We start from the raw sequence: 11,757 nt of genomic DNA, 5'->3' as shown, positions 1-11,757 counted from the left end.
TGCGGCTGTGGGCTGCGGCTGCGGATGACACCCGGTCCAACTTGCCGATACTGATTGTGCTCGGCGCTCGCGCACGCTAACGTACAACCAAATGGTTGTAGATGAATCGGATGCCGCAGACGTGGACCGCATCTTCCAGGCCCTGGCGGACGCCACGCGTCGAGACATCATCACCCGCGTCCTGCGCGCGGAGCAGTCGGTGTCTGCCCTGGCCCAGCACTATTCGATGAGCTTCGCGGCAGTCCAGAAGCACGTCGCGGTCCTGGAGCGGGCTGCCCTGGTCAGCAAAGAACGACGTGGGCGGGAACAGGTCGTACACGCGGACGTCACGTCGCTTCGACGTGCGGCGCGGCTGCTCGCGGCCTACGAGCAGCTCTGGCGGGATCGCGTTGGCGGTATCGAACAACTCCTGGCAGAAGATCGAGAGAGGCAGTGACCCGATGACCGTGATCAGTGTCCACAAGGACGAGCAGGCGCTTTCGCTCACCTTCGTCGCCGAGTTCGATGCCGGCGTCGAACGGGTGTGGCAGGTGTGGGAGGACCCGCGACAGCTGGAGCGGTGGTGGGGGCCGCCGACCTGGCCGGCCACCTTCAAGCGGCATGACTTCGTGGTCGGTGGGCAGTCGCGCTACCACATGACCGGCCCGGATGGGCAGCTGGCGCATGGCTGGTGGACGATGACCGCGATCGAGGCGCCGCACCGGCTGGCGTTCGACGATGGCTTCGCCGGTGAGGACGGCGAACCCGTTGCCTCCGCACCGGTGGTCACGATCGCCGTCACCATCGAAGGGACCGAGACCGGGGCGCGGATGACGACGGTCAACCGGTTCAGCAGCCTTGAGGATCTCGAGCAGATGCTGACCATGGGGATGGATGAAGGTATGCGCCTGGCGATGGGACAGATCGACGATCTGCTGACCAACCCCTCCCGTTGACCGTGCCTGCCCAGGTGCGGCGACTGCCGTTGGGATAAGTTGTGCTCCGTGGGTGACGAGCGTGAGCTGGTGGGCAGGTCGGCACGGTTGCGGGTCGGGGTGTTGGGCGCGCGGGGCCGGATGGGCGCCGAGGTGTGCAAGGCCGTCGAGGCCGCCGACGACCTCGAGCTGGTGGCGATGATCGATCAGGGCGACCAGTTGTCCATCGCCGCCGATGCCGGTGCTGATGTCGTGGTCGACTTCACCACCCCCGACACCGTCATGGACAACCTGCGCTGGTGCATCGACCAGGGCGTCCACGTGGTCGTCGGGACCAGTGGCTTCACCGCGCAGCGCCTGGACCAGGTGCGCGGCTGGCTGTCCGACAAGCCCGAGGCCGGGGTGGTCGTCGCCCCCAACTTCGGCATCGGGGCGGTGCTGATGATGCAGTTCGCCGCCCGCGCCGCGCGCTACTTCGAGTCCGTCGAGATCATCGAGCAGCACCATCCGAAGAAGCTCGACGCGCCCAGCGGCACCGCGACGCACACCGCCCGGCTGATCGCGCAGGCCCGCGCCGAAGCCGGGCTGGGCACGTCGCCGGACGCCACCACCGACGAGGTGCCGGGTGCGCGGGGGGCCGACATCGACGGCGTACGCGTACACGCGGTGCGGGCCACCGGCCTGGTCGCTCACCAGGAGGTGCTCTTCGGTACGACCGGCGAGACACTCACCATTCGACACGACTCGTTCGATCGCGCCTCGTTCATGCCCGGGGTGCTGCTGGCCGTCCGCTCGGTGCCGAAGCGGCCCGGTCTCACCGTCGGCCTGGACGCCCTGCTCGACTAGCGCCAGGGCACCTCGGTCAGCGTCAGATCAGCTCGGCCATTGGCGGCGCGAAGTGATCACTCCGATGGGGTAGGTCCGTCGGTGGCCGGGGCCAATGAGACGTGCAGACGGAGCTGGGGAACCAGCATGTCGTCGACGTCGAGGGCCCGAGCCGCCCCGTCCGGCTCCCAGCCGGTGCTGGTCAGGAACTTGCGGGTGGCCTGGTCGCCGTCGAACGCCCAGGCCACCGCACTGGCCTGACCGTCCTCGCGCCACAGGTCCACGCTGGCCGCGAGTAGCCGGCTGCCGTGCCCGCGCCGACCCCAGCGGGGCTCGACCAGCAGGTCGGTGATCGCGACCACCCCGGTGGCGAGGGCATCGGCCGGTTCGCCGGGGGCCAGGGCCTCCTCGTCGGCCGGACCAGATGCGGCAAAACCCACCAGATACGATTGTTCGGCCTGCTCGACGGCGACCAGCACCCGGTGCTGGGCGGACGGCGGCGCCTCGATGGCGGCGCTCCACCGTTGGCCCAGCCACGCCTCGTCCAGGTTGTCGAGCACGTGTCTGGGCAGCATGCGGCGATAGGCGACCCGCCAGGTCGCGAGTTGAATGCGTGCGATCTCGGCGGCGTCCTCCGGACGCGCCGGGCGGACGTACCCGAGAGCCATGACTGGTGAGCCTACGCAACGTGAGGGAGGCAACGATGCCGCAGGGTGCCCGATGGCGTACCCGGCATCAGGTCATCTTCGTGATCGCCCTGGTCGTCGGGGTGACCGCGTTCCTCGCCATCGCGGCGGTCGGACACGCGTTCTTCGATCTGAAGGTCTACTACGGCGCGATGCGTCACTGGGTCGTCGACGACGGGCAGCTCTACGACTGGCTCAAGCCCAACAGCAAGTACGGCTTCACCTATCCGCCCTTTGCCGCGCTCATCATGGCGCCCATGGCGTACGTCCCGTGGCTGGCGGCGATCGTGATCAGCGTGACCGCCAGCGTGGTGACCAGCGCCCTGCTGCTGTGGTGGCTGGTCGACCCGATCGCCCGCCGAGTCGGTTGGACCCGGTGGTTCGCCCTGGTCGTCGCGCTCTGCCTGGCGGCGGCCTTCGAACCGATGCGGGAGACGGTCGATTTCGGCCAGGTCAACATGCTGCTGCTCTTCCTCGTCGGGGCCGACCTGCTGCGCCTGGTCGGTCGGGGCAGCCGGTGGGGCGGGGTGGGCATCGGGTTGGCCACGGCCATCAAGCTCACCCCCGGGGTCTTCATCGTCTATCTCCTGGTCACCGGCCGATGGCGGGCGGCGTTCACCGCGATGGGTACGGCCGCTGCAGCCACCCTCTTCGCCGGGGCGGTCGCGCCAAACGAGTCCCGGACCTTCTGGACCGAGGCGCTGTGGAACACCGACCGGGTCGGTTCGCTGGAGTTCATCTCCAACCAGTCGCTGCGCGGCGTCGTCGCCCGACTGAACCCGAGCGAACCGAGCACGCTGGCCTGGTTGGTGCTGGTAGTCGTGGTCGTGGCGATCTGGGCGTGGCGCTGCCGGGCTGCGGTGGCCGCCGGGGACGAGGCGACCGGGCTGGCGCTGACCGGCGTGCTGAGCTGCCTGGTGAGCCCGGTGACCTGGGTGCATCACCTGGTCTGGCTGCTTCCGGCCCTGGTGCTGCTGGTCGACAACGCCTTCGCGGCCCCCGCCGGTAGCCGCCGCCGGCGCTGGCTGCTGGCCAGCGCGATCGTCGCGTACGGCTTCCTGATCAGCCGGTTCGTCTGGATCTTTGAGCGGGACTTCTCCGGGATCCTCGGCTTCCTGGGCGGCAATCTCTACGTCTGGATCAGCCTCGCCCTGCTGGCCCTGCCGATCCGGAGGTGGTCACCGCTCGACGACCGGATTGGGTCGGGTGGCGGGGCTGCTCGACCCGTCGACGGTCCGGAGAGCGTCGACCGATCCGTCGATCGGCCGGACGTCGGGGACCGGTCCGAGAGAGCCGGCGGTGGTCAGAGTGCTGAGCGCAGCGGCGTAGCGCAGCTCGACCAGCCCCACCGGCGGCCGTCCCCGCGACCACTGAAGTTTGAACACCGTACGGTCCCCGTCGGGCGCTAGCCCGGCCTGTTCGTAGAAGCGGCGGCCTCGGTTGTTCTCCGCCAGCACCCACAGTCGTAACTCGGAGCAGCCACGACCGGCCAGTTCGGTGCCGGCCGCCGCCAGCAGTGCCCGGCCGATCCCGGTGCCCCAGTGGGTCGGCTCGACGTACATGGTCAGGATTTCGCCGTAGCGGTGGTCGAGATCCGCTGGGTCCTGCGCGATGCGGTACGGGCCGACGGTGGCGAACCCGACGATTATGCCCTCGCTGTCGCCCTCGCTTGCGGTGGCGGTAGCGCTGGTGTTGCTGGCGCTTGCGGTGGCGGTGATGGTGGCGACGAGCGTGCGGAACGGATGTTCCGGCTCGGCAGTGCCCCGCTCACGGCGGCGCTGCGCCCAGGCGGCGATGTTGAGCCGGTCGAGTACCTCGGCGGGCATGATCCCGGCGTAGCCAGCCTGCCAGGCACGTACGTGCACCCCGGCGATCGCCAGCGCGTCATCTGGACGTTCCAGGCGTATCGCTACCATCTGTACAGTTTCCGTGGGGTTTGTCGGCTGGTCCAGTTTCCGCGCCGGGAGCCGACGTCGCGGTGCCGGTAATCGACGGCGCTACGCCCGTAGTCGACGTCGCTGTCGTACCCTTCGGCTAGCCTGCTGCCCGATGCCCATACCCGAATCGCTTTCCCCCGCCCAGGCGCGCCGCATCGCACTCACCGCCCAGGGCTTCGCCGACCCGTTGCCGACCGGCGTGCCTGACCGGCGGCACCTGCGCCGCGTACTCGGCCGCATCGGCCTGCTCCAGATGGACTCGGTCAACGTGCTGCAACGGGCGCACTACCTGCCGCTCTACAGCCGGCTCGGGCCCTATCCGACCTCGCTGTTGGACCGAGCCGCCTACCAGGGGCCGCGCGAGCTGTTCGAATACTGGGGGCACGAGGCGTCCCTGCTGCCGGTCGAGGCACACCCGGCGCTGCGCTGGCGGATGGCCGCAGCCCGTACGGAGGCCTGGGGCGGGATGCGGCAGATCGCCACCGAGCAGCCGCAACTGGTCGAGTGGGTACGCGACGAGGTGCGCGCCCGAGGCCCGTTGACCGCCGCCGAGATCGAACACGACGCGCCCCGGGAAACCGGCAACTGGGGCTGGAACTGGTCGGCGGTCAAGAAGGCGCTGGAGTTCCTGTTCTGGTCCGGTGAGGTGACCGCCGCCACCCGAACCACCGCCTTCGCCCGGCGCTACGACGTACCCGAGCGGGTGCTGCCCGCGGCGGTGCTGGACGCCCCGACGTTGGCCCCGCCCGACGCGTACCGGCAACTCGTCGCCGTCGCGGCCCGCGCGCTGGGGGTCGCCGCCGAGCCGGAGCTGCGTGACTACTTCCGGCTGCCGCTGGCCGGCACCCGAGTCGCCATCGCCGAGCTGGTCGAGGCCGGCGAGCTGCTGCCGGTACGGGTGCCGGGCTGGCCGAGCCCGACCTACCTACACGCCCAGGCCCGGCTGCCCCGGTGGGTCCGGGCCAGCACCCTGGTCAGCCCCTTCGACCCGCTGGTCTGGGAACGGGGCCGGACCGAGCGGCTGTTCGGCTTCACCTACCGGATCGAGATCTACGTGCCGGCGCCGCAACGCGTATACGGCTACTACGTGCTGCCGTTCCTGCACGGCGACCGGCTCGCCGCCCGGGTCGACCTGAAGGCCGACCGGAAGGCGGGGGTGCTGCTGGTACCGGCCGCCTGGATAGAGCCCGGCGTCGATGTGGCCGACACTGCGTTGGCGCTCGCCGCCGAGCTGCACCGGCTCGCCGGATGGCTCGGGTTGAGCGCGGTGGCACCGCCCGTCGCGGGCGATCTCGCCGGCCCGCTCGCCGCCGCGCTGGCCGGCATCACCGGTGTACGGTGAGACGACCGGCGGACGATGGGGCGGAGCGAGGATGACGAATGTTGGTGGACCGGCAGCCGACCCGGTCAGTGCCGGTCCAGATCCCGCCTACGCCGACGGTCAGCACCCCAGCTACGCCGACGGCCAGTACCCCAGCTACGCCGACGGCCAGTACCCCGGGGTGGTCTACCAGCCGGTCGAACCGGACCGGTTCACCCGGTTCTTCACCCGGCTCTACACCCGTTCGCCCCGGTGGGCGGCTCCGGTGGCGGCGCTGGCCTGCATGGCCGCCGGGGTGGGCTACACCCTGCTCACCGACCCGACCCGGAGCAGCGCCGACGCCATCCCCACCTGCCTGCTCAAGATGACCACCGGGCTGGACTGTCCAGGCTGCGGTGGCACCCGGGCGATGTGGTACGTCCTGAACGGTGACCTGCCGGCCGCCGCCCGACACCATCTGATGTTCGTCTTCGTGCTGCCGTTCCTGCTCTACCTCTACGTGGCGTGGGCCGTCCAGCACATCTGGGGTCGGCGGCTGCCCCAGTTGCCGGTGTCGAACAAGACGATCGGTGTGGTGCTGGCCGTCTGGATGGTCTTCAGCGTCGCTCGTAACCTGCCCTGGGCCCCGTTCACCTGGTTCTACGTCTGACCCGCCCCGGCCGGACCCGTCGGCTCCATCCAGCCCGATCGACGTCGCGGATCGGTGTCGTACGGCCGGCAGCTGGTGCGGCCGAGGTTACCCGGGTGGCAGTTACGTCGGCTGGGACTGGGGCAACTAGAGTTGCAGGAATGCCGGAGATCGTGCCGCCCCAGGTCAGCCTCATCGCATGGACAAATTTCGAGCCGCCCGCGGACGTACCGTGGTCGACCGACGCTGAGGGTGGGCAGGCGCTCGCCGAGTTCGCCGGCCGGGCCTGCTACCAGTCGTGGCGTAAGCCCAACCCGGCCACCGCCACCAACGCTGGCTACCTGGCCCACATCCTGGAGGTGGGTCACCTCTCCGTGCTGGAGCACGGCAGTGTGACCTTCTACTTCACCGGGGTGTCCCGATCGTTCACCCACGAGCTGATCCGGCACCGGCACTTCTCCTACTCCCAGCTTTCCCAGCGCTACGTCCCGGAGCGGGACGCCGCCATGGTCGAGCCGGCCGTCATCGCCGCCGACCCGGAGCTGCACAAGCAGTTCGTGGCCGCCACCGAGGCGAGTGTGCGCGCCTACAACGAGCTGCTGGAGGGGCTGGAGCAGCGGTTCGCCGATGTGGAGAACCCGACACTGCGCCGCAAACAGGCCCGCCAGGCGGCCCGCGCGGTGCTGCCCAACGCCACCGAGACCCGGATCGTTGTCACCGGTAACTACCGGGCTTGGCGGCACTTCATCGAGATGCGCGCCACCGAGCAGGCCGACGTGGAGATCCGCGAGCTGGCCGTCGAGTGCCTGCGCCAGCTCCAGCGGGTTGCTCCGAACGTCTTCGCCGACTTCACGATCTCCGCGCTGCCCGACGGTACCGAGGTCGCGACCACGGCGTACGCCGAGCAGTCCTGAGCCTTCCTCCGCGACAGTCCTGAGTCCTTCCCCAGCGGCGCTGCCGCGTCCTTCCGCTAGGTTGGTTGCATGACCCACGACCTTCCCGCCGGCTCCGACCGGCGGGCACTTCCGCGTCCCTTCGGACGCCTGTTGACGGCCATGGTCACGCCGTTCACCACGGATGGTTCCGTGGACTTCGACGGCGTGGCCCGCCTCGCGAACTACCTGGTCGATGAGCAGGCCAACGACGCGCTCGTGATCAACGGCACCACCGGCGAGTCACCGACCACCACCGACGCGGAGAAGGAACAGCTGATCCGGGCCGTGGTCGAGGCGGTCGGTGGCCGGGCCAAGGTCGTCGCGGGGGTCGGCACCAACGACACCCGGCACACCATCGAGCTGGCCGCCGCCGCCGAGAAGGCCGGGGCGGACGGGCTGCTGGTCGTGACGCCGTACTACAACAAGCCGCCGCAGGCCGGCCTGCTGGCACACTTCACCGCGGTGGCCGACGCCACCGGTCTGCCGGTGATGCTCTACGACATTCCGCAGCGCTCCGGTGTGCCGATCGCCACCGAGACCCTGGTCCGGCTCGCCGAGCACGACCGGATCGTCGCGGTGAAGGACGCCAAGGGCGATCTGACCGCCACCTCCTGGGTCACCAGCCGGACCGACCTGGCCTTCTACAGCGGCGAGGACTCGCTGACCCTGCCCGCGTTGGCCATCGGCGCGGTCGGCCTGGTCGGTACCTCCACCCATTTGACCGGCGCGCTCACCAAGCAGATGATCGAGGCGTACGACGCTGGCGACATTGCTACCGCGCTGGTGCTGCACCGGCGGCTGCTGCCACTGTTCACCGGGATCTTCCGGACCCAGGGCACCATTCTGGTCAAGGCTGCGATGGCCGCCCGTGGCCTACCGGCCGGTCCGGTACGTCCGCCGCTGGTGTCGGCCACGGACACTGAGATTGAGCAGTTGCGGCGGGACTGTGCCGACGCGGGCCTGGAACTGCCGGTATGAGTGAACGAATCAGCTGGTGCGGGTGCTACGTCGTCCCGCTGCGGAGCAAGGAGACGGCATGAGCAAGTGGGGCAAGGGGGCGGCATGACCGTGACGTACACCGAGGCGGATCTGCCGCCTGCACTGCCCGAGGGTGGTCTGCGGATCATTCCGCTGGGCGGGTTGGGCGCGATCGGCCGCAACATGACGGTCTTCGAGTACGACGGCAAGTTGCTGATCGTGGACTGTGGGGTGCTCTTTCCCGATGTCGAGCAGCCCGGTGTCGACCTGATCCTGCCCGATTTCACCCCGATCCTCGACCGACTCGCCGACGTGCAGGCGATCGTGCTGACCCATGGGCACGAGGACCACATCGGCGCGGTGCCGTATCTGCTGGCCCACAAGCCGGACATTCCGTTGGTCGGCTCGCAGTTCACCCTTGCCCTGGTGGAGGCCAAGCTCGCCGAGCGGCGGATCGAGCCCTACACCCTCACCGTACGGGAGGGGCGGCGGGAGCGGCTCGGCCCGTTCGAGTGCGAGTTCTTCGCGGTCAACCACTCGATTCCGGACGCGCTGGCGGTGGCGATTCGTACCCCGGCCGGTCTGGTGCTGCACACCGGCGACTTCAAGATGGACCAGCTTCCGCTGGATGGCCGGATCACCGACCTGGCCGGGTTCGCCCGGCTCGGGGCCGAGGGCGTCGATCTGCTGCTCTCCGACTCGACCAACGCGGAGATCCCCGGGTTCGTGACCCCGGAGCGGGAGATCGGACCGATCCTCGACTCGATCTTCGCCAAGGCCACCGGCCGGATCATCGTCGCCTCGTTCGCCTCGCACGTGCACCGGGTACAGCAGGTGCTCGACTCGGCCCGCGAACACGGCCGCAAGGTCGCCCTGATCGGCCGGTCGATGGTGCGCAACATGGGCATCGCCCGGGACCTGGGCCTGCTCAACATTCCGGCCGGCCTGGTCGTCGGCATCGACGAGGCGACGGCCCTGCCGCCAGAGCAGATCGTGCTGATGTCGACCGGTTCGCAGGGCGAGCCGATGAGCGCGTTGGGCCGGATGGCCACCGGCGACCACCGGCACATCACGATCGCCCCCGGCGACACGGTGGTGCTGGCCAGCTCGCTGGTGCCAGGCAACGAGACCTCCGTCTACCGGGTGATCAACCAGCTTTCCCGGGCCGGCGCGAACGTCATTCACAAGGACGTCGCCAAGGTGCACGTCTCCGGGCATGCCCCTGCCGGCGAGCTGCTCTACCTGCTCAACGTCGTACGGCCGAGCAACCTGATGCCGGTACATGGTGAATGGCGGCATCTGCGGGCACACGCCCGGCTGGGCATCGAGTCCGGGGTCGCCCCCGACCGGGTGGTGCTCTGCGAGGACGGTGACGTCGTAGACCTGGTCGAGGGCCGGGCGTCGCTGGTGGGCCACGTCAAGAGCCGGTACGTCTACGTCGACGGCCTGGCGGTCGGGGACGTGGGGGAGTCGCTGCTCACCGAGCGGCGGATGCTCGGCGACGGCGGGTTCATCTCGGCCACCGTGGTGGTCGACTCGGTGACCGGCAAGGTCGTCGGTGGTCCCACCGTCTCCGCGAAGGGCTTCTCCGACGATCCGGAGGCGTTCAGCCCGGTCATTCCGCTGATCACCGAGGCGCTCGGTCGGGCCGCCACCGACGGCATCACCGATCCGCACCAGCTCCAGCAGATCGTCCGCCGGACGGTCGGGCGCTGGGTGAACGACGCCTACCGGCGCCGGCCGATGATCGTACCCACGGTGGTGGAGGTCTGATCTAGGTTCGCGTACCCATGGCATCGCGCCGTCGGCTAACTAGCCTGGCCGGTGGGAGGTTCCATGGGTTACCGGTTGTTGACGACGCTGATCCTGGTGCTGCATTTCGGCTTCCTGGCGTACCTGGTGGTCGGCGGTTTCCTGGCCTGGCTGTGGCCCAGAACCGGCTGGCTGCACCTGGCTGCCGCCGGCTGGGGGGCCGTTGTGGTCGCGGCCGGGCTGGACTGCCCGTTGACCTACGCCGAGCACTGGTCCCGGCGGCAGGCGGGGGAGACCGGCGCGATGCGCGGTTTCATCGACCGGTACGTCGAGGGCGTGCTCTATCCCGAGCGCTATGCCGAGTTGGTGATGGCGCTGGTGGCGATCGTGGTGGTCGGCTCCTGGCTCGGCCTGTGGCTTTGGCGTCGCAATGTTAGGAAGGGCCCCTTCCTAGACAGAAAACGATAAGAAGGGGCCCTTCCTAACATCAGGGGCGCCACATTGGTTGCAGGTGTGGTCCGTTGTCGGGAAGCGCGATCGGGTCGCCCAGCGGCCGGAAGCCGTACCGCTCGTAGAGCGCGCGGTTGCGGGGGTTGCTCGCCTCCAGGTAGGTCGGCACTCCGGCGGCGTCGGCCCGGGCGAGCTGGTGACGCAGCATGGCCCCGCCGAGGCCACGTCCCCGGAACTGCGGGACGACCACCATCTGCTGCAGGTACCAGTGCGGTTCGGCTCGGGGATGGCGCTGCCCGGTCAACTCCAGCACGAGCATGATGCGCGGTGCGTACGGCCCGTAGACCTGTTCGAAGAAGTTGGTGAGCTCGGCGGGCGGCGCGGCCTCCGGCGTACCGTCCTGGAACTGCCACACCGAAATTCCGGCGATCTCCCGGGACGGGTCGCCGGCCGTGACGATCTCTCCGGTGGTCAGCGCTCCGGTCACCCAGGCGAGTTGCTGTTCGGTGCCGGCGGCCATCCATTCCCGTCGGGCCTGTTCGTCGGGGATCACCCAGCTGAACACCGCCTCATCGAATCCGGCTTCTTCGATTGTCGTCGCGATCGCCGGTACGTCTTCCGGTCTGCCCAGTCGTACCGTGATGCTCTCGGTCATGGGAACCTCCCGTCCGTCTATGCGTACACTGTACGCATAGACGGAGGTGTTCCGTCAAGCCTGAGCTGACCGAGCCGCGCCGACCGCGAAGGAGAACCGATGGGTGGGGAGCGGAGGGCCGATCCTGAGCCGGGGTTGAGTCTCGACCGGATCGTGCGGACCGCGATCGAGATCGCCGACGGGTACGGGTTGGACGGCTTGTCCATGCGGCGGGTCGCTGCCGCTCTCGACGCCGGCACGATGTCGCTCTATCGACACGTACCCGGCCGAGCTGAACTCGTCGACCTCATGGTGGACACCGCCTTCGGGGAGATCGACTATCCCGACCCCGGCCCGACCGACTGGCGCGCTCGGATCGAACTCGCCGCCCGGCAGGAGTGGGCGATGTACCGCCGACACCTCTGGGTCCTGCCCATCGTCGCCGGCACCCAGCGGCCTCCGCTCGGGCCACACGTGCTGGCCAGCATCGAGTGGATCCTGGCCGCCCTTGACGAGCACGGGCTGGACCCGGAGTCGATGATGCAGGCGTACCTCACGGTCAGCGACTATGAGAGACCGTCAGTAGGGCGTGTGCAGCCCAAGTAGCTGTTCAGGGGTAGCAAACAGGCACGGGATTGTCGATCATGTGAGTTCTCTACGCTCCGTGACCGACAAGGATTCCCGTGCCTGCGCTGCC

General features: G+C 69.2%; 13 protein-coding genes and 1 pseudogene. 11 read left to right on the top strand and 3 right to left on the bottom strand.

The features are described 5' to 3' along the window. The first annotated feature begins 91 nt into the window (after window positions 1-91). The 3 genes from ACWDV4_RS15275 to dapB are packed head-to-tail and all read left to right on the top strand — an operon-like array spanning window position 92 to window position 1,760. Window positions 92-436: an ArsR/SmtB family transcription factor gene (locus ACWDV4_RS15275; RefSeq protein WP_449978748.1), complete on the top strand. Its 345-nt coding sequence runs from the start codon at window positions 92-94 to the stop codon at window positions 434-436. Window positions 437-440: 4 nt separating this feature from the next. Then, window positions 441-935 carry an SRPBCC family protein gene (locus tag ACWDV4_RS15270; protein ID WP_449978745.1) on the top strand — a complete coding sequence of 165 codons (495 nt, stop codon included), beginning with the start codon at window positions 441-443 and terminating at the stop codon, window positions 933-935. A 39-nt stretch (window positions 936-974) separates the two neighbouring features. Next, window positions 975-1,760: a 4-hydroxy-tetrahydrodipicolinate reductase gene (gene dapB / locus ACWDV4_RS15265; RefSeq protein ID WP_449978742.1), complete on the top strand. Its 786-nt coding sequence runs from the start codon at window positions 975-977 to the stop codon at window positions 1,758-1,760. Window positions 1,761-1,816: 56 nt separating this feature from the next. Here the strand turns inward: dapB and ACWDV4_RS15260 are convergent, their stop codons facing one another. Continuing rightward, complete coding sequence (locus tag ACWDV4_RS15260) at window positions 1,817-2,407, bottom strand: N-acetyltransferase family protein (protein WP_449978740.1); 591 nt, start codon at window positions 2,405-2,407, stop codon at window positions 1,817-1,819. 35 nt (window positions 2,408-2,442) lie between these two features. Here ACWDV4_RS15260 and ACWDV4_RS15255 point away from each other — a divergent pair, with 35 nt between their 5' ends. Further along, window positions 2,443-3,834, top strand: a complete 1,392-nt coding sequence (locus ACWDV4_RS15255) for a glycosyltransferase 87 family protein (protein WP_449979151.1) — start codon at window positions 2,443-2,445, stop codon at window positions 3,832-3,834. Window positions 3,835-3,846: 12 nt separating this feature from the next. On the opposite strand, the pseudogene ACWDV4_RS15250 reads toward ACWDV4_RS15255, so the two are convergent. Continuing rightward, window positions 3,847-4,251, bottom strand: a pseudogene (locus ACWDV4_RS15250) (GNAT family N-acetyltransferase); the annotation flags it as partial. Window positions 4,252-4,474: 223 nt separating this feature from the next. Here ACWDV4_RS15250 and ACWDV4_RS15245 point away from each other — a divergent pair. The 6 genes from ACWDV4_RS15245 (at window position 4,475) to ACWDV4_RS15220 (ending at window position 10,444) form a co-directional block, all read left to right on the top strand. After that, entirely contained in the window at window positions 4,475-5,704 is a 1,230-nt protein-coding gene (locus ACWDV4_RS15245) for a winged helix-turn-helix domain-containing protein (RefSeq protein WP_449978738.1), read from the top strand. Between the two features lie 31 nt (window positions 5,705-5,735). Then, a complete protein-coding gene (locus ACWDV4_RS15240) occupies window positions 5,736-6,332 on the top strand; it encodes a DUF2752 domain-containing protein (protein ID WP_449978735.1) in 597 nt (198 codons plus the stop codon). Window positions 6,333-6,472: 140 nt separating this feature from the next. Then, on the top strand, window positions 6,473-7,225 hold the full coding sequence (gene thyX / locus ACWDV4_RS15235; protein ID WP_449978733.1) for an FAD-dependent thymidylate synthase: 753 nt from the start codon (window positions 6,473-6,475) through the stop codon (window positions 7,223-7,225). 69 nt (window positions 7,226-7,294) lie between these two features. Continuing rightward, window positions 7,295-8,224 carry a 4-hydroxy-tetrahydrodipicolinate synthase gene (gene dapA / locus ACWDV4_RS15230; RefSeq protein ID WP_449978731.1) on the top strand — a complete coding sequence of 310 codons (930 nt, stop codon included), beginning with the start codon at window positions 7,295-7,297 and terminating at the stop codon, window positions 8,222-8,224. Between the two features lie 84 nt (window positions 8,225-8,308). Further along, window positions 8,309-9,997, top strand: a complete 1,689-nt coding sequence (locus ACWDV4_RS15225; RefSeq protein ID WP_449978728.1) for a ribonuclease J — start codon at window positions 8,309-8,311, stop codon at window positions 9,995-9,997. A 63-nt stretch (window positions 9,998-10,060) separates the two neighbouring features. After that, a complete protein-coding gene (locus ACWDV4_RS15220; RefSeq protein WP_449978726.1) occupies window positions 10,061-10,444 on the top strand; it encodes a DUF2784 domain-containing protein in 384 nt (127 codons plus the stop codon). Window positions 10,445-10,463: 19 nt separating this feature from the next. On the opposite strand, the gene ACWDV4_RS15215 is transcribed toward ACWDV4_RS15220, so the two are convergent. Beyond that, complete coding sequence (locus ACWDV4_RS15215; protein WP_449978725.1) at window positions 10,464-11,081, bottom strand: GNAT family N-acetyltransferase; 618 nt, start codon at window positions 11,079-11,081, stop codon at window positions 10,464-10,466. A 99-nt stretch (window positions 11,082-11,180) separates the two neighbouring features. On the opposite strand from ACWDV4_RS15215, the gene ACWDV4_RS15210 reads away from it, so the two are divergent. Further along, window positions 11,181-11,666: a TetR/AcrR family transcriptional regulator gene (locus ACWDV4_RS15210; protein ID WP_449978722.1), complete on the top strand. Its 486-nt coding sequence runs from the start codon at window positions 11,181-11,183 to the stop codon at window positions 11,664-11,666. Window positions 11,667-11,757 lie beyond the last annotated feature (91 nt).

The organism is Micromonospora sp. NPDC003197, from assembly GCF_053590565.1.
This window is presented reverse-complemented; position numbering and strand designations above follow the sequence as displayed.